The sequence below is a fragment of the Streptomyces sp. NPDC054765 genome (assembly GCF_053612065.1).
This window is the reverse complement of record NZ_JBSHBP010000068.1, coordinates 21831-42441: the sequence shown is the minus strand read 5'-3', so window position 1 is coordinate 42441 and position 20611 is coordinate 21831. Positions and strand designations below refer to the sequence as shown.

The following is a 20611-nucleotide window of genomic DNA, read 5'->3' as shown; positions in this document are numbered from 1 at the left end:
GGGGATCGGAGGGGCGCCCCTGACGCGTAGCTGCGGCCCGCCACGGGACGGGCGGGCCGCTGCTGTCCTGCTCACGCTGCCTTTACGGCTCGAACTTTACGGCTCGAACTTGTACCCCAGACCGCGGACCGTGACGAGGTAGCGCGGTGCGCCCGGGTCGGGCTCGATCTTGGCGCGCAGCCGCTTGACGTGCACATCAAGGGTCTTGGTGTCGCCCACGTAGTCGGCGCCCCAGACCCGGTCGATGAGCTGCATACGGGTCAGCACGCGGCCCGCGTTGCGCAGCAGCATCTCCAGGAGGTCGAACTCCTTCAGGGGCAGATCGACCTTGCCGCCGGCGACCGTGACGACATGGCGGTCCACGTCCATCCGGACCGGGCCGGCCTCCAGGGCCTGCGGAGTGACCTCCTCCGGCTCGCCGCGGCGGCGCAGCACCGCGCGGATGCGGGCGACCAGTTCGCGGGAGGAGAAGGGCTTGGTGACGTAGTCGTCGGCCCCTATCTCCAGGCCGACGACCTTGTCGATCTCACTGTCCTTGGCGGTCACCATGATGACCGGGACATTGGAGCGGCCACGCAGCTGGCGGCAGACCTCGGTGCCGGGCAGGCCCGGCAGCATCAGGTCCAGCAGAACGAGGTCGGCGCCGTTGCGCTCGAACTCGTCCAGTCCGTCAGGGCCCGTAGCCGCGATGGCGACCTCGAAACCCTCCTTGCGGAGCATGTACGACAGTGCGTCGCTGAACGATTCCTCGTCCTCGACGACAAGCACTCGGGTCACGGAAGGACCTCCGGGGCTGGGTGAGCAGGGAGCGGATCGTTGAAGGTCTCGTACGGGCGGTCCTCGTCGTCGAGGCCCTCCGCGGAGAGGTCGGCGGGCCGTTCGCGGTCGCGTACGGCTCCGGCTTCCGGGAGACGCAGGGTGAAGGTGGAGCCCTGTCCCTCAGCGCTCCACACCGTGACCTCCCCGCCGTGCGAGGCGGCCACATGCTTGACGATGGCGAGGCCGAGGCCGGTCCCGCCGGTGGCGCGCGAGCGCGCCGGGTCCACACGGTAGAACCGCTCGAAGACGCGGTCCCGGTCCTTTTCGGATATCCCGATGCCCTGGTCGGTCACCGCGATCTCGATCAGGTCGCCACCGGGCGCGGAGACATGGCGCCCGGCGATCCCGACGCGGGTGCGTGCCGGGGAGTAGTTGACGGCGTTCTCGACGAGGTTGCCCAGGGCGGCCGCGAGCTGGCCGCGGTTTCCCCATACGTGCAGGTCAGCGGTGCCGCCCTCGTGTCGCCCGGCAACGCCCCGGGTGGCGGACCCGTCGGGCCCGCCGATGGAACTGGCCATGGTGATCTGCTTCGCGCCGGCCTGCTGGCGGCAGCGGTCCATCGCCTCGGCAACCAGCTCGTCGACCCGGACGGGCTCGGCGTCCTCCAGCGGGTTGTCGTTCTGCACCCGGGAGAGGTCGATGAGCTCCTGGACCAGGTTGGTCAGGCGGGTGGCCTCGTTCTGCATCCGGCCGGCGAAGCGCTCGACGGCCTCGGGGTCGTCACTGGCGTCCATCACTGCCTCGGAGAGCAGTGACAGGGCGCCGACGGGCGTCTTGAGCTCATGGCTGACGTTGGCCACGAAGTCACGGCGGACCGCCTCTATCCGGCGGGCCTCCGTGAGGTCCTCGACCAGCAGCAGGACGAGCCGGGAGCCGAGCGGGGCGACTCTGGCCGAGACCGCGAGGGCCTCGCCGCGACCGGTGCCGCGGCGCGGCAGATCCAGCTCGACCTGGCGTATCTCGCCGTCCCTGCGGGTGTCACGGGCCATCTGCATCATCGGCTCGACGGCGAGCTTGCCGCCGCGGACCAGCCCGAGGGCGTAGGCGGCGGAGCTGGCCTTGACGACGGCGTCGGCCTCGTCGAGGACCACTGCGGAGGAGCGGAGCACCGACAGCACGGTGTCGACCCCGGGCGGCAGCACGGCGTCCGTGTGCAGCGAGGTGCGGGTGGGTTTGGCCTGGTCGCGTTCGCTCCAGCGGAACGCCAGCATGGCGAAGACACCGGTACAGAGCCCGGCGATCGCAGCCACTGCGGCGACGGCCGCGTCCACGTTCATGACTCCAGGTTATGCGCCGGGTCGGACACTTCCCCAGCCGTCAGAGGCTCTGCTCGAACACCCGTCGCCCAGAGTTCACCGAGGCGTCGGTACCGGTTCACTCCGCAGGCCGGTACGCATCCTGCGGCTGCCCGCCGGATGTCCCTAGGGAAACCTCCGCGAGCGCCCTGCCACCGCGGCCCCCGGCCAGGTGAACCGCAGGGCAGCCCCCGGGGCCGTGGATGCGTCGCCCAGAGTTCACCTTCACGTCGGCAGTGGTTCACCCCCGGTGGCACCGCAGGTCGCGCGGTGCCCGCAGGGTGACGGTGCGGGCACCGAACCGGTTCCGCACCGACGCGCGGCCGGACACGCTGAGCGACCGCGGGGCGCCGGCCCCTTCGGAGCACCGGCACCACGGAGTACCGGCTCCGTGGGGCACCGCCCCTCACGGGTACGGACCGCGCGGGCACCGGCCGTGAGAGCGTGGGCGCAGGTCACCTGCACCCCGTTCCCCCTCCCGTCACCCCCACCCCCACACACGCACACGCCACACCACCACATCGATGCGAGAGAAGGTCACAGATGCGGGACGCGTACCACGAGGAGCTGGATTCGATCGGCGAGGGCCTGGTCGAGATGGCCCGGCTCGTCGGCTCCGCGATCGGGCGCGCCACCACGGCGATTCTCGACGCGGACCTCAAGCTGGCCGAGAACGTCATCGCCGCCGACGAGAAGGTCGACGACCTCCAGCGCGATCTGGAGGCCCGCGCGATCGCCCTGCTGGCGCGGCAGCAGCCGGTCGCCACCGACCTGCGGATCGTCGTCACCTCGCTGCGGATGAGCGCCGACCTGGAGCGCTCCGGCGACCTGGCCCAGCACGTGGCCAAGCTGGCCCGGCTGCGCTTCCCGGAGACGGCCGTTCCGCAGGATCTGCACGCCACCATCCTGGAGATGGGGCAGCTGGCGCAGCGCCTGATGGCGAAGGCCGCCGAGGTCATCATCACCAAGGACGTCGATCTCGCGCTGCAGCTGGAGCAGGACGACGACGCGATGGACATGCTGCACCGCACCCTCTTCCAGCACCTGATGGACGACCGCTGGAAGCACGGCATCGAGACTGCCGTGGACGTGACCCTGCTGGGCCGCTACTACGAGCGCTTCGCGGACCACGCGGTCTCCGTCGCCAAGCGGGTCGTCTACCTCGTGACCGGTGAGCACGCCGACGAGATCGCCCCGCCGGCGGCGGTGGACGGCGCGTAGCCACGGCGACGGGCGGAGGGCGCGAGTCCGCTCCCTGAGCCGCCGTGCGCCGTTGACGTGTGCCTCCGCGCGCCGTTGACGCGCCTCGTCACCCGGGCATGCAATGGGGCACCAGGTGACCCCTAGGAGGCAATTCATGGCACCCATGGCGGACTCCCCCAGCCCCGCGCAGGACGCCCCGACGACCGTCGAGCGTCCCCTGCTCCCTCTGCTCGGCGCCTGCGGCTGCGGCTCCGGCTGCAGCTGCGGCTGTCAGTCGGGCGGGCCGTGCCAGTGCGGCGGCAGCTGCTAGCGACCGTCACGGCACGACGCCACTCGGCACGACGCCACTACGGCACAGCGCCACAGCGGCCCCGACCGGTTGTTCTTCCGGCCGGGGCCGCTGCCACTTGATGCCCTTGTCGGCGATCATGTTCCGGTCACTGCCCGGACCGTCCTGCTCACGGGTCGGCGCTGCCTGCTCATCGGCCCCGGCCCTGCCGCGGAGCCGGGTCACATGCTGACCGACAGCGGATGGATCTCGTCCGCCTTATGGCCGGTGCGCTCGTGGATACGCTGCACGGCTCCCGCCGAGGGCGCTTCCGACAAACAGAAGACCTCGCCGGAGTCGGTGTCGGCCCAGGCAGCTTCGAAGGTGACACCTTCCTCGCTCTGAATGGCGAGATCGGCCTGGTGCGCCGCGTTGAGCTGGTCGGGCGTAAGCCCCTTCATACCGTGATGGATATCCATGAACTTGGGCATCACGCTCATCCTTCCGGTTGCAGATGAATACGGCCCCTCTTCCATGCTGCATCCACCGCCCCAGGCCGCATCCACAGACCCGGGCCGCAGCCCACGACGCACCCAATGCAAAGCCCCCCGCCGGCGGGAATCCGCCGACAGGGGGCTCTACACCGCTCCGTACGGAGCTGGGTGCTACTTCTTCTTGCCCTGGTTCTTCACTGCCTCGATGGCGGCCTTGGCGGCCTCCGGGTCGAGGTAGGTGCCGCCGGGGTTGACGGGGCGGAAGTCGGCGTCCAGCTCGTAGGCGAGCGGGATGCCGGTGGGGATGTTGAGGCCGGCGATGTCCTCGTCGGAGATGCCGTCGAGGTGCTTGACCAGGGCACGCAGCGAGTTGCCGTGGGCGGCGACCAGGACCGTCTTTCCGGCGCGGAGGTCCGGGACGATGCCGTCGAACCAGTACGGGAGCATACGGACGACGACGTCCTTGAGGCACTCCGTCTGCGGGCGCAGCTCCGGCGGGAGGCCGGCGTAGCGCGGGTCGGAGAACTGGGAGTACTCGGCGTCGCGGTCGAGCGCGGGCGGCGGGGTGTCGTACGAGCGGCGCCAGAGCATGAACTGCTCCTCGCCGAACTCGGCCAGTGTCTGCGCCTTGTCCTTGCCCTGCAGCGCACCGTAGTGGCGCTCGTTCAGCCGCCAGCTGCGGTGGACCGGGATCCAGTGCCGGTCGGCGGCCTCCAGGGCCAGCTGCGCCGTGCGGATGGCGCGCTTCTGGAGGGAGGTGTGCACCACATCGGGGAGCAGGCCGGCGTCCTCGAGCAGCTCTCCGCCGCGGACTGCCTCCTTCTCGCCCTTCTCGTTGAGATTGACGTCCACCCAGCCGGTGAACAGGTTCTTCGCGTTCCACTCGCTCTCGCCATGGCGAAGGAGGATCAGCTTGTACGGTGCGTCGGCCATGGCGTCGAGCGTAATCCAAGTCCGCACGGCGCCTTGCGCGGGTCCAGGACCTGGGCTTTCCGTCGCCGTTTGACGCTTCCTGCCAAATGAGTGGCGGCGGGGACCGACCGGTATGTAGGTGGCAATCGCGGCTGTCGCCACTTACCCGCCCGGCGCTCCGCGCTCACTGCTCACGCCTCAGCTGCGCCCGTGCTCCTACTCCGCGCCCACCGCTCACACCTCAGCGGCGCCCGGCCCGCCGCGCCGCCGGCTCCGCCATGCTCCTCATCGGTTCGGCCCTGCTCGCCGGCTACGGCTTCGGGCTGACCGCGCTGGCGGGCTCGGTCGCCATGTACGCGGTCGCCGTCGCCGTCTGGACCCTGGGCGAGATCATCAACTCCCCCACCCAGATGGGCCTGGTGGTACGCCTCTCCCCCCTCCACGGCCGTGGCCGCTACCAGGGCATGTACTCCCTGTCCTGGTCCGTCGCCTCCCTGACCGCCCCTCTGTCGGCGGCCTGGCGATCGACCACTACGGCGCCGACGCGCTGTGGGCCGGCTGCGCGGTCGTCGGCACGGTGGCCGCTCTGGGCTACGGGCTGCTGCTGCGGAGCCTGCCGGGGCGGACGGGGCCGGGGAGGGGGATGGGGATGGGGATGGGGGTGGGAACCGTGTCCGGGGAAGGGAAGGGGGCGGCCCGGGTGGCGGATACGGCGTCAGCTCCGGTGCCCGGAGCGCAGATCGGGGCACCGGCAGGTGCGGCCGAGCAGACGAGGGCGGGCAAGCCAGTGGCGTAAGGCACACGCCGTGGGCACGGCTACGCGGACGGACCCTGCGTCAGATGGGTGAAGGCGTCCAGGTTGCGGGTGGATTCGCCGCGGGATACCCGCCAGGCGTACTCCTTGCGGATGGCGGTGGCGAAGCCCATTTCCAGCAGGGTGTTGAAGCTGCCGTCGGCGTTCTCCAGGACCGTGCCGAGGATGCGGTCGAGCTCGTCGGGGGTGACGGCGGCCAGCGGGAGCTTGCCGACGAGGTAGATGTCGCCGAGCTTGTCGATCGCGTAACTGACGCCGTAGAGACGGGTGTTGCGTTCGAGGAGCCAGCGGTGCACGGCCTCGTGGTTCTCGTCGGGGTGGCGGACGACGAAGGCGTTGATGGACAGGGAGTGCCTGCCGACGATGAGTGAGCAGGTCGTGGAGAGCTTGCGGGTGCCGGGCAGCTTGATCACGTAGCTGCCGTCGGAGGGCGATTCCCATTCCAGCTCGGCGTCGGCCAGGGTCCGCTCGATCACGGCCTGCGCCGTCGGAACCGCCTCGGCCGTGGTGTTCCCGGCACCGCTCATCGCTCGCTCGTCACCCATGGAGGGATCGTAGGTGACGGCGGTGCTCCTGCATGGCGGCGGCGTAGACGTCGCCCGTCGCCGCGGCGGCGGTGTCCCAGCCGAAGGACTGGGCGTGGCGGGCGGCGTCGGTGCCCATACGGGTCGGCAGGGCCGGGTCCGCGACGAAGCGGCCGAGGGCGCGGGCGTAATCGGCCGGGTCGTGGCCGGCGACGAGGAAGCCGCTGACGCCGTCGCGTACGGCCACCGGCAGACCGCCGACCGCGGCCGCGACGACCGGGGTGCCGCAGGCCTGGGCCTCGATGGCGACCAAGCCGAAGGATTCGCTGTACGAGGGCATGACCAGCACGGATGCGGCGCGGTACCAGTCGGCGAGCTGTTCCTGGCCGACCGGCGGGCGGAACTGCACCAGGTCGGCGATGCCGAGCCGGGCGGCCAGCTTCTGCAGTCCCTCGGGCTTGGCCAGGCCGCTGCCGCTGGGCCCGCCGACCACGGGCACGACCAGGCGGGAACGCAGCGAGGGGTCCTCGGTCACCAGGGCGGCGGTGGCGCGCAGCAGGATGTCGGGGGCCTTCAGCGGCTGTATACGGCCGGCGAAGAGCGGAATGATCGCGTCCTGCGGCAGGCCGAGGCGGGCACGAGCGGCGGCCCGGCTGTCGGCGACCTCACCGCCGGCGGGCCGGAAGCGGTCGAGGTTGACGCCCGGGTGCACCACCGCGACCTTGCCGGGCTCGGCCTCGTAATGACGGACGAGCTCGTCCGCCTCCTCGGCCGTGTTGGCTATCAGGCGGTCCGCGGCACGGACGATCTGCGTTTCACCGATCACCCGGGCGGCCGGTTCGGGGGTGTCGCCCACGGCCAGCGCGGCGTTCTTGACCTTGGCCATGGTGTGCATGGCGTGCACCAGCGGCACACCCCAGCGCTCGGCGGCCAGCCAGCCGACATGGCCGGAGAGCCAGTAGTGGGAGTGCACCAGGTCGTAATAGCCGGGGCGGTGGCCGGCCCAGGCCTGCATCACGCCATGGGTAAAGGCGCACAGCTGGGCGGGCAGCTCCTCCTTGGCCAGGCCCTCGTACGGACCGGCGTCCACATGACGGACGAGGACGCCCGGGGCGAGCTCGACGGCGGGCGGGAGGGTGCCGGTGGTGGCACGGGTGAAGATCTCCACCTCGATGTTGATCGAGGCGAGCTTCTTGGCCAGCTCGACGATGTAGACGTTCATGCCGCCCGCGTCGCCCGTACCGGGCTGGTGCAGCGGGGAGGTGTGGACGCTGAGCATGGCCACCCGGCGCGGACGGCGCACGCTGCCGGGCCGTCGCAGCCGGGCCTGGCCCGGGAACTGGCCATGGGGCCGACTGCGGAGCCGGGACACGTGTGGGCTCACGTCGAGCTACCTCCTAGGCGGGGCGGGCGGCGCGCCTCCGACCCCCTCCAACAACAGACGCCGGCCATCCATTTCCGTCCGGCAGGCTCTGGCCGCACTTTGCCAAAGCGTGACCATGTAGGGGCCATGGCCGACGCGGCGGGGCGGCCTGCTTCCTCGGCGGGCGGCCTGTTCCCTCGGCGGGCGGCGGCTGTCCCGCGGCCTCGGCGGGCGGCTGTCCCGCGGTCACCCCATACCCTCGATGGCATGGTCCGCCGCCCTGCCGTCTCCGCCGCCACGCTGATACCCCCGCCGTCCCGGCCCGTCGGAAACGCCACCCGTGGGACCACCAACCCCAACCGGCTGCGCCGGATGGACCGCTGGATAGCGGCCGAACACGGCGCCGAGCTGCGCCGCACCGCCGACCCCGTGGCCGTCGACCTCGGCTACGGCGCCGCTCCCTGGACCGCGGTGGAGCTGCTGGGCCGGCTGCGTACGGTCCGCCCGGACGCCCGGGTCGTCGGCATAGAGATAGATCCGGCGCGGGTCGAGGCCGCCCGGCCGTACGAGCGGCCGGGGCTGGACTTCCTCCACGGCGGCTTCGAGGTGCCGCTGCCGGAAGGCCGGGGCAAACGGGCACCGGTCCTCATCCGGGCCGCGAATGTGCTGCGGCAGTACGACGAGGACGAGGTGGCCGCCGTGTGGCGGCGGCTGTGCGCGCGGCTGGCGCCAGGCGGACTGCTGGTCGAGGGCACCTGCGACGAGATCGGGCGGCGGCACGTCTGGGTGGCGCTGGGCCCCGAGGGGCCGCGCACGGTCACTTTCGCCGCCCGTCTCGGCTCCCTTCACACACCTTCTGACCTGGCGGAACGCCTCCCGAAAGCACTGATCCACCGCAATGTGCCGGGCGAGCCGGTGCATGCCTTCCTCCGGGACTTCGACCGCGCCTGGGCCACCGCCGCCCCGCTCGGCACCCTCGGCGCCCGCCAGCGGTGGCGCGCCGCCGTACAGGCCCTCGCCGCGGACTGGCCGCTGACCGGCGATCCGCGGCGCCGCCGCCAGGGGGAGGTCACGGTGCGGTGGGAGGCGCTTGCCCCCAGGGGTGGCGGTGCAGGGGGAAGCACTCGTCCGTAGGGACAGTGCGGTGCGACGACCTCGTCCCGGCCGCCGGCATCCGATGGAGTCGGAGATGGCGGGCGCGGGCGCACAGCGCTCCGGCATAAGCGTGCTGACCTGGGGGCCGCTCAGCGCCGGCCGGCTCTCCGGCCGCGGTCTCTCCGCCAGTTCGCGGGCCGGCCTGGAGAGCCAGAAGTTCGACCTGCCGGTCTCTCTCCTTCTGTCCCGCAATGCACCGCAGCGGCGACGACGTTCGGATTGCCCCGGAAAAGAATCGCTTCTTGATTGTTCCTTTCCATTCCCCGCAGCGCCTGGCTACCGCCGCCCGCTACGGGCAGGCAGCCTTGCCGGAATCGGGCACAAAGAAGCCCCTCACGCACGGTGAGGGGCTTCCGGTATATCCAAAAAATTCACTTGGTTTTTTGGTACGCCTCACGAATCTCAGCGGGCACCCGCCCGCGGTCGCTGACGTTGTAGCCGCTCGACTTGGCCCAGGCCCGGATCGCGGCAGTGTCCTCATTGCCGCCTGCCGCCGCCTTACGCGGCTTACGGGCCTTCCCGGTCTTGCGGCCGGCCTTCAAGAACGGCCCAACGGCTTCCAGCAGCTGGTCGTAGCTGTCCGGGCTCAAATCGATCTCGTAAGTCACACCGTCAAGAGAAAGAGTGTGCGTGGCGGCCTCGGTGGACTCTTCGCCCGTGAGGTCGTCCGTGAAGATGGTGATTACTTTCTGTGCCATGCAGGCAGTGTAAGCCCATGAAATAGGGTCACCGACCCTTTCCCCGGCCTGCTGGTGCGACGACCTGGTTGACGGGGAAAATCCTCCGAGCCGGCCCTCGTTGCAGCTGGTGGCGCTTCAGGGAGTTGCGCAGAATATTGAGAGACTTGAGGGGGACATGACCCATTTGCCCCTGACCCGGAATCCGGCAGGGGAGATGCCGGCCGGGGACAGGTGCGGCCCACACGGTGGGTGCCCGCCGCACCGTGGCGTGCGCACCGCACCGGCACGCGGACCGGCCGACGTAAGGCACGAGGACCGGTCATCGCAGGTAGGTCTGCTGCCACTCGATCGACGGCATGTTCAGCGCGGCCTCCGCAAGGGCCTGCGCCGATGCCGTCTTGAGGCTCGCCAAGCTGGTGTCAATCCAATTCTGAACGATGCTGCACCCCTGCTCGCGGTACTCGACGGCCTGTACGAGACATTCGAGTTTGTCGGCATCGTGGGCCACGACAACCTCGGTGGAGTCGCCGTTCTCGTACTCGTCGACGACGCGCTGAACTCCGGAGGTCACAGCGGGGTGAGCGGCAGATACCTGGTCGGCGGTGACCTTCTCGTTCGAAGCTGCTGTCAGGTAGCGCCGACCGATGTGCGGGATATCGCCGACACGGGTTTCCTGAGTGTCGTGGAACAGGCACATCAGGGCAACCTTCGCCGGGTCGGCGCCTTCCATCATTGCCAGCACCGCGCCAATGATGCCCACCCGGAACGAGTGCTCGGCGATGCTTTCGGGGTCTTTGACGCCGGCGATCCACCAGCCGGACCGCTTGGCCCGCTTGAGCATCCCCATCTCAAGGAGGTATCCCGCTGTGCCCCGTGCGTTGATCGTCTCGTCCGCCATGGTGACCTCCGGTGTCAGTGCTGGTGATCGCGTAGAACGTAATGCACGAAGCTCAGCTCGTGCCGGGATCGTGGGGAGATCAAGCCGTCGTCGAGCATCCTGGCGACGCGGTCGGCGAGCGTACGGGCGAGTGCGGGCGAGGCATGCGGCAGCCACGGGTGAGCCGTCAGCAGTGCCCACAGGGAATGGGCGTACAGGTCGGCATAGCCCGGCGACTCCTGGAAGCCCTGAGCCAGCCCTCGAAGGAGGGTTGCCGGGTCCCAGCCGGTCAGATCACGGTCAGACATGAAAGCGTCGTCGGCCTGGGGCTCCCTGAGGACACCCATCCAGTAGGCCCAATAGTTCAGGTTCGCAGCCTCTGCGGCATCGTCGTCCACAATCGACCCATCGATGAAGTCCAGCAGAGGCACGGGGTCGCCGCGGCGTGCAAGGGCGGTAGCGGCGGAACGGGCCTCCGCCCAACGCGGCGACCCTCCCCGTACAGCGACGAACCCCCGGCGGGCATGGAGGGCGTGCGCAGTCCAGGAGTTGGCCTCTGGGCTGCGGTCGTAGCTGGTGAGATACAGCGCCTGCCGGCGGAGGAGAGCGCGGCCGCCACCTGCTCCGGCAGCGGCTTCGACCACGTTCCGCAGATTCGCGAAAAAGACGCTCCGCTCTTGGGTCCCCATGAGCGGGGCTGCCGCTACTGGGCCGCGCCGGGAAGGAGATGGGCGGCGTAGCGCTGAGGGCGGAGCGCCGTCCACGGCCCAGGCGATCATGTGCCGTGGTTCGCCTGCGCGTCGGCGACGGCATCGCGAGCGGCACGTTCGGGCATCCGGTCGAATTCATGAAAGCCAGGGCGCAGCGCCGTCGGCCGATCGATCACAGCGAGTACGTCCCCGAGCGGGGAGTCGAAGCAGCCGACAAGTCCACCACGCCCCTCACCGAGGAGGAATTCGTCACGGGCCGTTTCTCGGCTCTGCCGTTCGCGCTGGGGCTCCGCGTCCCGCAGTGCGCGCAATCCGTCGCCGACAAGCGGCAGGGCGCGCGGCCGGTGTGGTTCTACGGCCTCACCGACAGGTCATGGGCGTGCGTCATGTTCCGGGATGGCGCCGAAGCGACAGTGTGGCAGTCGGGACCGCGCCGGCTGTGGGACGAGGTGGAGACTGCGTACCGCTGGTGGGTCGACAGCGGCCGCCCGGGACATGACCGGTTCGGCCTCACTGTGACCCCCGACGGCCAGCACGTCTGGCTCGACGAGCCGGACAACGCCTGGCCTCTGTGAGCGGTACTCGCTCTGCGGCCCGTGTCTTCCCGGCACGGGCCGTCCACGCCCCGCAGCCCGCCCCGCGCCTTCAGGCCAAGTGCAGGGCGGCGAGCAGGGCGGCCACGAGGGGACGGTCACGTTCCTGGGTGAGGCGGCTGCGGGCCTCGGCGGGCGACAGCCACACCATGCGGTCGACCTCGCTGTTCGGCGTGAAGGCGCCGGCGACTGCTTCTGCCGCCCAGTAACGGACCTGCTTGGGCTGGCCGTTGACGAGGTAGGAGGAGGTGGGCAGCGGGGCGCCGGGCCGGCACTCCATGCCGGTCTCCTCCGCCACCTCGCGCACGGCGCCGGCCAGCGCGTCCTCGCCGCGCTTCAGCTTGCCTTTGGGGTGGGACCAGTCGTCGTACTTGGGGCGGTGGACGAGCGCGATCTCCAGTCCGTCCTCGGACGCCGTGCGACGCCACAGGACACATCCCGCTGCTCGAATGGGCTTCTGAGGCACGGTCACATCATCACCCCGCTCTTCCGTTCCGGTGGCCGTGGCAGCCACACCCGGCCGAAGGCGAACCGGGCCGCCTCCACCTCGTGTCGCTGGTCGGCGTGCAGCACCCCGAGGGCGTACGCCGTGGCCGGGGCGATCCGGGGGGTGCGGGCCGCGGCGGCGGCTGCGGCGGCGGCCTCCGCGGCGTCGCGGTGCCACTCCAGCGCCCGGCCGCCCTCCGCCAGCCGGGGGTCGGGGTACTCCGGCGCGATCACTTCCCGGGCGTAGCGGCTCAGGCGTACCAGCATCCGAACCTGGTGCCAGGGGGCGTCCTGACGCTGGTCGGCGGCGAGCGCCGCGGCGTTGTACGGGTAGCCCGCGCGGGACAGCGGCAGCGTGGCGACCGCCTCCGCGAGCCGTCGGTGCGCCTGCTCGGCGAGCGGCGGCAGCGCCTCGGCGGCCGGCAGCTCGGTGGTCGTACGGGCCAACGGCGCCTCGGAGGCGAGTACCGCCACGGAGTCGGCGACGGCGTGGAAGCGGGAGGAGCCCAGGGCCTGCAGTGCGGCGGAGTGGGCGCGGGTGCGGGCCAGGGTGAGCTGGCGGTCCAGCAGTGCTCCGGCCCGCGCCGCGCCGGCCGACAGGGCGCCGTCGGGATCCGGGTCGGTGGAGGGAGTTGCGGAGGGAATTGATGATGCGGTTGCGGAGGGAGCTGCTGACGCGGTGGGGGACGCACCGGCGGTCGAGGCGGCCGGGCCGGTGGCGGAGCCCCTGGACGTACGGTCGCCCCGTTTGCCGCGGTCCGGCCGGCCCTGGCGGTCGCTCCGGTCGGCGCGGTCGAGGCGTTCGCCGCGGCCCGTCAGCCGCTGCAGTGCCGTCATCAGGCGCTCCCGGCGCGCCGCGAGCGCCTGCTCGCGCGCCAGTGTGCCGGACAACCAGCCCAGCTCGGAGCGGAGTTGGTCGGCCCAGGCCTCCTCGGTCAGCGGGCGGAAGGTGTACAGGGTGGCGCTGATCCGGCGGGCGGCGCGGCGCAGTTGCCAGGCGGCCTCGCCGGCGCCTTCCGCGTCCGAACCGCTCTCCCGGTGCAGGCGCAGGCTGCGCAGGAAGTCCGCCGACTGCTGGTGCAGATAGCCGGCGAGCACCTCCTCGGCCGTGCGGGCGGCGAGGGCGGTGCCGATGTCGCTGCCGGGGCCGGGGCCGAGGCCGAGGCCGGTGGCGTCGTCGGCGGTGGAGCCGTGGGTCATCGGCGGCCGGTACGAGGCGCCGTCCCGCCCGTAGGGGGCGCCGTCCGGCCCGTAGGGGGCGCCGTCCCGCCCGGATGTGCCGTCGTCCCTTCCGTACGGGCCGTCCACCACCGCGGAACGGGCTCCGGGCGCTCCGCCGGGCTCGTATCCGGTTCCGATGAGACCCGTCGGCCCTCCGGCCGGCTGGTCATGTCGCTGGGCCACGCCGGCGCCTCCGGGCGTCAATGAGCATTTCCTGTACGTTGCGCAGCGGCACGCCGTCCGCGTCCACCGCATGCCGGGTCCAGTCGCCGTCCGGACCCAGGTGCCAGGAGGACGTGCCGTGCGACACCCCCGTCTCCAGCAGCCGGTTGAGGGTGGCGCGGTGCGCGGGGTCGGTGACCCGTACCAGTGCCTCGATCCGGCGGTCCAGGTTCCGGTGCATCATATCGGCGCTGCCCAGCCAGACTTCGGGCTCGCCGCCGTTGCCGAAGGCGAAGACCCGGGAGTGTTCCAGGAAGCGGCCGAGGATGCTGCGGACGCGGACGTTTTCGCTCAGGCCGGGGACTCCTGGGCGCAGCGCGCAGATACCGCGTACCCAGATGTCGACCGGGACACCGGCCTGGGAGGCACGGTAGAGCGCGTCGATGACGGCCTCGTCGACCATCGAGTTGACCTTGATACGGACGTAGGCCGGCCGGCCCGCCCGCTGGTTCGCGATCTCCTTGTTGATGCGCTGTATCAGGCCGTCCCGCAGGGACTTGGGGGCGACCAGGAGACGGCGGTAGGTCTCGCGGCGGGAGTAGCCGGAGAGCCGGTTGAAGAGGTCGGAGAGGTCGGCGCCGACCTGCGGGTCGGCGGTCAGCAGCCCGAGGTCTTCGTAGAGCCGGGCCGTCTTGGGGTGGTAATTGCCGGTTCCCACATGGGAGTAGCGGCGCAGCATCTCGCCTTCCTGGCGGACGACGAGGGAGAGCTTGCAGTGCGTCTTGAGGCCGACCAGGCCGTAGACGACATGGCAGCCGGCCTCCTCCAGCTTGCGCGCCCACTTGATGTTGGCCTGTTCGTCGAAGCGGGCCTTGATCTCGACGAGGACGAGGACCTGTTTGCCGGACTCCGCGGCGTCTATGAGGGCGTCGACGATCGGGGAGTCGCCGGAGGTGCGGTAGAGCGTCTGCTTGATGGCGAGCACGTCCGGGTCGGCGGCGGCCTGCTCCAGGAACGCCTGCACGGAGGTGGAGAAGGAGTCGTAGGGGTGGTGGAGGAGGACGTCGCGGGCGCGCAGGGCGGCGAAGATGTCCGGCGCGGAGGCCGACTCCACCTCGGCGAGGTCACGGTGGGTGCCGGCGACGAACTTGGGGTACTTGAGCTCGGGCCGGTCCAGCGCTCCTATGCCGAAGAGGCCGGTCAGGTCCAGCGGGCCGGGCAGCGGATAGACCTCGGCGTCGGAGATCTTCAGCTCCTGGACGAGCAGATCGAGCACGGCCGGGTCGATGGACTCCTCGACCTCCAGGCGGACCGGCGGTCCGAAGCGCCGTCGCATCAGCTCCTTCTCCAGGGCCTGGAGAAGGTTCTCCGCGTCGTCCTCCTCGACCTCCAGGTCTTCGTTGCGGGTGACCCGGAACATGTGGTGCGCACGCACCTCCATGCCCGGGAACAGCTCCTCCAGGTGGGCGGCGATGACGTCCTCGATGGGGACGTAGCGCTGCGGGGAGGCCTCCAGGAAGCGGGAGAGCAACGGGGGCACCTTGACCCGCGCGAAGTGGTCGTGGCCGCTGACCGGGTTGCGTACGACGACGGCGAGGTTGAGCGAGAGGCCGGAGATGTACGGGAAGGGGTGCGCGGGGTCCACGGCCAGTGGGGTGAGCACCGGGAAGATCTGCTGACGGAAGAGGGTGAACAGGCGGGCCTGCTCCTTCTCGGTCAGCTCGGGCCAGCGGATCAGGTGAATGCCCTGGTCGGACAGCTCGGGGGCGATGTCCTGCTGGAAGCAGGCGGCGTGCCGGGCCATGAGTTCGCGCGAGCGGGTCCAGATGAGGTCCAGCACCTCGCGGGGCTGGAATCCGGACGCGGAGCGGGTGGCGACGCCGGTGGCTATCCGTCGCTTGAGTCCGGCCACCCGGACCATGAAGAACTCGTCCAGGTTGCTGGCGAAAATCGCCAGGAAGTTCGCCCGTTCGAGGAGGGGGGTGGCCGGGTCCTCGGCCAGTTCGAGCACCCGTTCGTTGAAGGCCAGCCAGCTGCGCTCGCGGTCCAGGAACCGGTCGCCGGGCAGCTCCTCGCCGTCCGCGCCGACCACGCCCTGGTCCTCATAGGCGTCGGGATCCGCATCCAGGTCGGGTTCCAGGCCGGGGACCGTGCCCCGGACCGCCTGCGGGCGGTGCGCGGCGATGGAGCCCACGGAAGGCTGTGCCGAGGGGCCCGCGGCCCGCGGGGGCTGCGGGGTCGGCCTCTCGGGCGGGACCTGTGCCTGAGCGCTGGGCTGCTGGTTCATGACCTTATTCTTCCGCGTCCGGGGGGTTCCAGGCGCGTCAGGAGAGGGCGGCGGCGCGAGATGGAGCCTCGGGTGGGGGGCGTTCGGCACAGCGGGCTGCATTCACCGATGCTCGCAAGCGACGTTGAATCGCCGGTAACGCGGATATGGCTGACAGGCAAGCGGGGTGCTACTCCCAGGCGTTTTCCGGGCCGGCCGGGGGCTGTTGCGGGAGCTGTTGCCGGGGCCGGGGGCCGTGTCCGCGCCCGGGGCGCCTTCTGGGGCGGTGTGGCCCGCGCCCCGGGGCCGGGCCCCGCTCGCGGGCCGTGTCCCCCTGTGCCTCCCCCGGGGGAGGCTTTGTCACACGTGTGGTCCCTCCCGGGGTGCGGACCCGCCACGCGGCCGGAGCCCGCCACGCGGCCGGGCCCGTCTCCCGGCCGGAGCCCGCCTCCCGGCTTTCCGCCTGTTGCGCGGCCCCCGCGGCCCCCGCCGCCACCGGGACCGCGTGTTTCAGCCCTGCCACCGCCCTCAGCCGTGCCTGCGCCCTCAGCCGTCCGTGCCGCCGCCCTCAGCCGTGCCGGCGCCGCATCACCCGGAAGGCGATCACGGTCAGTACCGCCGTCAGCGCCAGCACGATCCCGGACTCGATCCAGGCCAGCGGCCAGTGATGCGACACCGGGTGGTGGTCCATGTACTGGCCGGCCACACCGTGCTCGCGCAGACAGGTGTGATAGCCGGGGGAAGGCTTACACACTGAGGCGGGCACCCGGGCGCCCGAGCCGGTGTAGTTCCCGTGTCCCACGAGCCAGGCGTTGTCCGGCAGCTGAGCCGGCGGGTGCCCGTTCCCGGACTCGGTCGTCACGGTCGGCAGCAGATACGGCCTGAGCTGGGAGAGCGCAATCTGCACCGTCACCATGACGGCCAGGGTGACGCCCATCGACAGCACCGTGCGGCGCAGCTGCAGCCCGCTCAGTACGCCGACCGCCAGGGCCAGCAGGGAGTAAGCGACCGGAATCGGGCCCAGCGCCTGGTAGCCGGCGATGGAGTACCAGTAGGAGCCGGAGACCTCGTCGCCGCCGACCTGCCAGAGCCAGCCGAAGGCCAGCGAGAACGCCGTGGTGGCGGTGCACACAACCAACGCCGGCAGGGCGGTCTTCGCCGTGAGCCAGCGCAGCGGGCCGACCGACTGGGTCAGGACGAGCTGGTGGGTGCCGGCCTCCAGCTCACGGGCGATCAGCGGGGCACCGAGGAACAGGCCGATCAGCACCGGCAGCAACAGCAGCCCCACCTCCACGAGTTGCATGGAGGAGTGGTAGGTGTTGCGGAACTCGGTGACCGCCTCCTGGGTGTGCGCGCAGCGGGGGACAAGGGAGATCTGCGAACAGCCCGCGATGTGGTGGGCGTCGATGAACCCGGCCATCTGGCCGCGCAGCACCACGCACCAGACCGCGCCGGCGACGGCCGCGGCCAGCAGCACGCCGAAGACCAGCCGGTGCTGCCGCCACACCAGCCAGACGAGACCGCCCAGCAGCGGGCGGCCGCCCGCTTCCCTGGTCCCGCCCGGATCGCCCGCCGTGCCGTCGCCGTTCGTGCCGTGGCCGTTCGTGCCGTCGCCGTTCGTGCCATGGCCGTTCGTGCCGAGGTGTGCCGTGGTGGTCATGCCGCCGCTCCCTTGCCGCTGTGGTGGTCGTGCCGTGTGCTCTGTGCGCCGTCCGGCGGGCTTTCCCGGGCTGTGGGCCCGACGGGCCCGACGGGCCGCCCTGCCGGGCCGGGCGTTCCGTTGCGCGGTATGCCGGGGATTCCCGGCTTGTTGCCGGGCCGGCGGCGCCATCGCGCCGGGACCGGCTCCGCGCTCGGCGCGATCAGTGGAGGTGCGTCGGACGCACGGAGATGGGCCAGCAGGAGTTCCTCCAGGGACGGTTCCACGGTCTCCCAGGGCCCGGCGGCGACCGTGCCCTTCCGCCGTACGACGCTGGTGAAGTGACGCCCCGACGTCTGGGTGTCGATGACCGTGTGCGCCGCGATCTCGGGCGGCAGCGCCCCGTCCCGGCGCTCCCCCATCACCAGGGCGTGCGCCCCGATGAGGTCATCGATCTCGCCCGCGAGCCGCACCCGGCCGCCGCCCAGCAGCACCAGGTAGTCGCAGACCCCGTCCAGTTCGGCGAGCAGATCCGACGACAGCACGATGGTGGTGCCGTGTTCGGCGGCCTGGGCCAGCAGCAGCGCGGCGATCCGGTGCCGTACGAGCGGATCGATATCGGCCAACGGCTCGTCGAGCAGCAGGAGTTCGGGGCTCGTGGCGAAGGCGAGGGCGAGCCCGAGGCGGGTGCGCTGCCCGCCGGAGAGGGCGCCGGCCCGGACTTCGAGGGGCACTCCGCCCTCCCGGAGGATCCGCTCGGCGCACCGCTCGTTCCAGCGGCCGGGGTTGAGCTCGCGGCCCAGCCGCAGCGTCTCGGCGACCGTGAGCCGTGAGTAAAACGGCTTGCCCTGGGCCAGATGGGCGACCCGGGCACGGCCCGCGGCGGTGGCCGGGAGCACGCCGCCGATCCGTACGGCCCCTTCGCTGGGGCGGGTCAGACCGGAGACGAGCGAGAGCAGGGTGCTCTTTCCCGACCCGTTGGGCCCGACCAGCGCGCAGATACGGCCGGCCGGCAGCCGGAAGGTGCAGTCCCGCAGCACCCAGCGGCGACGGTACCGCCGGCCGAGGCCGATCGCCTCGACGGCGGTGCGCCCCGAGGCCCGGCCGGTCACCTCTTCCGTGGCCATCGGCCGCATCGCCTGCCCCCCTCCCGAGTCATTCCACTAATTAAGTAGTGAAAGGGTGGGGGAAGTGGGCTGCACCTGTCAACCTCGGCTGAGTACGCTGACCGCGTGTCCACACCCTCCACGCCCGCGGCACCGCCACTGCCGTACACCCCCGACTACCCGATACGCACCGCGCGGCTGGACCTGCGCCCCGTCACCCACGACGACTTCGCCGCGATACACGCCTACCAGCGCCGCCCCGAGGTCTGCCGCTATCTGTACTGGGGCCCCCTGGACGAGGCCGGGTCCCGGGCCTCCGTCGCCACCAAAGCCACCCGCACCACGCTGCGCGAGTCCGGCGACATCCTCCAGCTCGCCGTCGTCGTCCGCGATGGGGGCACCTCCCCTGCCCGTGAGGCAATGGGGGACGGTGTCCTGGTCGGCGATGTCACCTTCGTGTGGACCAGCCGCGAGCACCGCCAGGGCGGCATCGGCTATGTCTTCCACCCGGACCACGCCGGCCACGGCTACGCCACCGAGGCGAGCCGGGCACTGCTGAAACTGGGCTTCGAGGAGCTGCACCTGCACCGCATCCAGGCCGAGTTGGACGGGCGCAACACCGCGTCGGCCCGGCTGCTCGAACGGCTGGGGATGCGCCGGGAGGGCCATCTGCGGGAGAACGAGTTCCTCGACGGGGAGTGGACCGACGAGGTCGTCTACGCGATGCTGGCGCGCGAGTGGCGGGCGCAGCAGGCGGAGCGTACGCGGGAACCATGACCGGCGGGGCGGACCCTCGTGGGTCCGCCCCGCGTCATTCATCGTCCGGCCGGTCTCGCGTCGGGCCCCGTGTCCGGTCTCGCGTCGGGCCCCGCGTCGGGCCCCGCATCCGGTCTCGTCCCCGAACGCCCGCCCGGCCCCGCGTCGGGCCTCGTCCCTGAACGCCCGCCCGGCCTCCCGCCCGGTTTCGCCTCCGGACTTCCGTCCGGCTCCCCGCTGCCCGGTCTCACGTCTCCGAGCGGTACATCAGATCCGTCTCGTGCGTGGCGAAGCCCATCCGCTCGTACACGCTCACCGCCGCCGTGTTGTCCGCGTCCACGTACAGCATCGCCGTCGGCAGCCCCTGACCGGCCAGATGCCGCAGCCCGACCGAGGTCAGCGCCTTGCCCAGGCCGCCGCCCTGGGCGCCCGGCCGCACCCCGAGCACATAGACCTCACCGAGGCCCTCGTCGGCGTGCACCTTGGTCCAGTGGAAGCCGGTCAGCCGCCCGTCCTTCTCCGCCAGGAAGAAGCCCTTCGGATCGAACCACGCCTCGGCCTTGCGGTCGTCCAGATCGCGCTGGATCAGCGAGCCCTGCTCCGGGTGGTGGGCGAATGCCTCCGCGTTCACCTCCAGCCATGCCGCGTCATCGGTGCCCGGCTGGAAGGTCCGTACGGACACCCCGTCGGGGAGCACCGGCTCCGGCAGCTCCAGGTCCGTCAGCGAGCGCCGCATCTGCCGCAGTTCCCGGAACATCGTCAGCCCCAGGGTCTGGGCGAGGTGCCGGGCGGCCGGGTGCCCCCCGTGGGCCCAGACCCGCAGCCGCCGCCCGGACTGCTCCAGCAGCTCGCCGCCCAGCGCCCGGCCGTGCCCGCGGCCGCGGTGCCCCGGGTGCACCACCAGCTCGGCGGCCGGGGCCTCCACCGGATCGGTGTCCTCCAGCTGCCCGTACGCGACCAGCTCCTCGGCCTCGTCGCCCGCGTACACCAGCACATGGCGCACGCCCGCGCGCGCGCCTCCGCGCAGCTGCAGCCGCCCCTGCTCGGACACGGCGGGCTGCCCGTCCGTACGCGCGGCCCGTTCGATCAGCTCAAGGGCGGCCGTGGCTTCTTCCGGCGCGAGCTCGTCGACCACCTGGATCCGGCGGCCGGCCCGGCCCCTCTCCTGTGCAGCGTCAGTCATGTGTGAAGCGTACGGCCCTGCCGGGTTCCCGGACGGGCACCACCCGCGCTCCTCGCCCCTCCCCGGCAACCAGCTCGTCACCCGG

At 71.6% G+C, this 20611-nt stretch carries 20 protein-coding genes and 1 pseudogene; 5 read left to right on the top strand and 16 right to left on the bottom strand.

What is annotated here, in order from left to right; genetic code table 11:
• Nucleotides 1–96: 96 nt before the first annotated feature.
• Nucleotides 97–777, bottom strand: a complete 681-nt coding sequence (locus ACWGJY_RS31095) for a response regulator transcription factor (protein ID WP_033266349.1) — start codon at nucleotides 775–777, stop codon at nucleotides 97–99.
• A complete protein-coding gene (locus tag ACWGJY_RS31090; RefSeq protein ID WP_453264201.1) occupies nucleotides 774–2096 on the bottom strand; it encodes a sensor histidine kinase in 1323 nt (440 codons plus the stop codon). The genes ACWGJY_RS31095 and ACWGJY_RS31090 overlap by 4 nt, the downstream gene beginning before the upstream one ends.
• Before the next feature lie 561 nt (nucleotides 2097–2657).
• On the opposite strand from ACWGJY_RS31090, the gene phoU reads away from it, so the two are divergent.
• The gene (gene phoU, locus ACWGJY_RS31085; RefSeq protein WP_453264200.1) at nucleotides 2658–3335 is read left to right on the top strand and encodes a phosphate signaling complex protein PhoU; all 678 of its coding nucleotides are present in this window, start codon (nucleotides 2658–2660) and stop codon (nucleotides 3333–3335) included.
• A gap of 298 nt (nucleotides 3336–3633) precedes the next feature.
• Here the strand turns inward: phoU and ACWGJY_RS31080 are convergent, their stop codons facing one another.
• From ACWGJY_RS31080 to ACWGJY_RS31070, 3 genes are all read right to left on the bottom strand, one after another.
• Nucleotides 3634–3831: a hypothetical protein gene (locus tag ACWGJY_RS31080; RefSeq protein ID WP_453264199.1), complete on the bottom strand. Its 198-nt coding sequence runs from the start codon at nucleotides 3829–3831 to the stop codon at nucleotides 3634–3636.
• Nucleotides 3828–4076 carry an SCO4226 family nickel-binding protein gene (locus ACWGJY_RS31075; protein ID WP_453264198.1) on the bottom strand — a complete coding sequence of 83 codons (249 nt, stop codon included), beginning with the start codon at nucleotides 4074–4076 and terminating at the stop codon, nucleotides 3828–3830. The genes ACWGJY_RS31080 and ACWGJY_RS31075 overlap by 4 nt, the downstream gene beginning before the upstream one ends.
• A 174-nt stretch (nucleotides 4077–4250) precedes the next feature.
• Complete coding sequence (locus tag ACWGJY_RS31070; RefSeq protein WP_453264197.1) at nucleotides 4251–5012, bottom strand: phosphoglyceromutase; 762 nt, start codon at nucleotides 5010–5012, stop codon at nucleotides 4251–4253.
• Nucleotides 5013–5266: 254 nt separating this feature from the next.
• On the opposite strand from ACWGJY_RS31070, the pseudogene ACWGJY_RS31065 reads away from it, so the two are divergent.
• A pseudogene (locus ACWGJY_RS31065) lies at nucleotides 5267–5787 on the top strand (MFS transporter); the annotation flags it as partial.
• Nucleotides 5788–5807: 20 nt separating this feature from the next.
• Here the strand turns inward: ACWGJY_RS31065 and ACWGJY_RS31060 are convergent.
• Both ACWGJY_RS31060 and mshA read right to left on the bottom strand, forming a co-directional pair.
• Nucleotides 5808–6350: a YbjN domain-containing protein gene (locus ACWGJY_RS31060; protein WP_453264196.1), complete on the bottom strand. Its 543-nt coding sequence runs from the start codon at nucleotides 6348–6350 to the stop codon at nucleotides 5808–5810.
• On the bottom strand, nucleotides 6343–7713 hold the full coding sequence (gene mshA / locus ACWGJY_RS31055; RefSeq protein WP_453264195.1) for a D-inositol-3-phosphate glycosyltransferase: 1371 nt from the start codon (nucleotides 7711–7713) through the stop codon (nucleotides 6343–6345). Before mshA ends, ACWGJY_RS31060 begins: the two co-directional genes overlap by 8 nt.
• Before the next feature lie 246 nt (nucleotides 7714–7959).
• Between mshA and ACWGJY_RS31050 the strand changes: the two genes are divergently transcribed.
• Nucleotides 7960–8826: a class I SAM-dependent methyltransferase gene (locus tag ACWGJY_RS31050; protein WP_453264194.1), complete on the top strand. Its 867-nt coding sequence runs from the start codon at nucleotides 7960–7962 to the stop codon at nucleotides 8824–8826.
• A gap of 392 nt (nucleotides 8827–9218) precedes the next feature.
• Here the strand turns inward: ACWGJY_RS31050 and ACWGJY_RS31045 are convergent, their stop codons facing one another.
• The 3 genes from ACWGJY_RS31045 to ACWGJY_RS31035 form a co-directional block, all read right to left on the bottom strand.
• Nucleotides 9219–9545 carry a histone-like nucleoid-structuring protein Lsr2 gene (locus ACWGJY_RS31045; protein WP_453264193.1) on the bottom strand — a complete coding sequence of 109 codons (327 nt, stop codon included), beginning with the start codon at nucleotides 9543–9545 and terminating at the stop codon, nucleotides 9219–9221.
• A 301-nt stretch (nucleotides 9546–9846) separates the two neighbouring features.
• Nucleotides 9847–10425 carry an HD domain-containing protein gene (locus tag ACWGJY_RS31040; protein WP_453264192.1) on the bottom strand — a complete coding sequence of 193 codons (579 nt, stop codon included), beginning with the start codon at nucleotides 10423–10425 and terminating at the stop codon, nucleotides 9847–9849.
• A 14-nt stretch (nucleotides 10426–10439) separates the two neighbouring features.
• The gene (locus ACWGJY_RS31035; RefSeq protein WP_453264191.1) at nucleotides 10440–10712 is read right to left on the bottom strand and encodes a hypothetical protein; all 273 of its coding nucleotides are present in this window, start codon (nucleotides 10710–10712) and stop codon (nucleotides 10440–10442) included.
• A 476-nt stretch (nucleotides 10713–11188) separates the two neighbouring features.
• On the opposite strand from ACWGJY_RS31035, the gene ACWGJY_RS31030 reads away from it, so the two are divergent.
• A complete protein-coding gene (locus ACWGJY_RS31030) occupies nucleotides 11189–11689 on the top strand; it encodes a hypothetical protein (protein WP_453264190.1) in 501 nt (166 codons plus the stop codon).
• A gap of 70 nt (nucleotides 11690–11759) precedes the next feature.
• Here the strand turns inward: ACWGJY_RS31030 and ACWGJY_RS31025 are convergent, their stop codons facing one another.
• The 5 genes from ACWGJY_RS31025 to ACWGJY_RS31005 form a co-directional block, all read right to left on the bottom strand.
• Nucleotides 11760–12179, bottom strand: a complete 420-nt coding sequence (locus ACWGJY_RS31025) for an NUDIX hydrolase (RefSeq protein WP_453264189.1) — start codon at nucleotides 12177–12179, stop codon at nucleotides 11760–11762.
• The gene (locus ACWGJY_RS31020) at nucleotides 12176–13618 is read right to left on the bottom strand and encodes a CHAD domain-containing protein (protein ID WP_453264188.1); all 1443 of its coding nucleotides are present in this window, start codon (nucleotides 13616–13618) and stop codon (nucleotides 12176–12178) included. The genes ACWGJY_RS31025 and ACWGJY_RS31020 overlap by 4 nt, the downstream gene beginning before the upstream one ends.
• Nucleotides 13581–15863: an RNA degradosome polyphosphate kinase gene (locus tag ACWGJY_RS31015; protein ID WP_453264187.1), complete on the bottom strand. Its 2283-nt coding sequence runs from the start codon at nucleotides 15861–15863 to the stop codon at nucleotides 13581–13583. The genes ACWGJY_RS31020 and ACWGJY_RS31015 overlap by 38 nt, the downstream gene beginning before the upstream one ends.
• A gap of 547 nt (nucleotides 15864–16410) precedes the next feature.
• A complete protein-coding gene (locus tag ACWGJY_RS31010) occupies nucleotides 16411–17502 on the bottom strand; it encodes an ABC transporter permease (RefSeq protein ID WP_453264186.1) in 1092 nt (363 codons plus the stop codon).
• Complete coding sequence (locus ACWGJY_RS31005; protein ID WP_453264185.1) at nucleotides 17499–18608, bottom strand: ATP-binding cassette domain-containing protein; 1110 nt, start codon at nucleotides 18606–18608, stop codon at nucleotides 17499–17501. Before ACWGJY_RS31005 ends, ACWGJY_RS31010 begins: the two co-directional genes overlap by 4 nt.
• Nucleotides 18609–18713: 105 nt before the next feature.
• Here ACWGJY_RS31005 and ACWGJY_RS31000 point away from each other — a divergent pair, with 105 nt between their 5' ends.
• Nucleotides 18714–19364 carry a GNAT family N-acetyltransferase gene (locus ACWGJY_RS31000; protein WP_453264184.1) on the top strand — a complete coding sequence of 217 codons (651 nt, stop codon included), beginning with the start codon at nucleotides 18714–18716 and terminating at the stop codon, nucleotides 19362–19364.
• 226 nt (nucleotides 19365–19590) lie between these two features.
• Here ACWGJY_RS31000 and mshD read toward each other — a convergent pair whose 3' ends face one another.
• Nucleotides 19591–20526: a mycothiol synthase gene (mshD, locus tag ACWGJY_RS30995; RefSeq protein ID WP_453264183.1), complete on the bottom strand. Its 936-nt coding sequence runs from the start codon at nucleotides 20524–20526 to the stop codon at nucleotides 19591–19593.
• Between the last annotated feature and the right edge of the window lie 85 nt (nucleotides 20527–20611).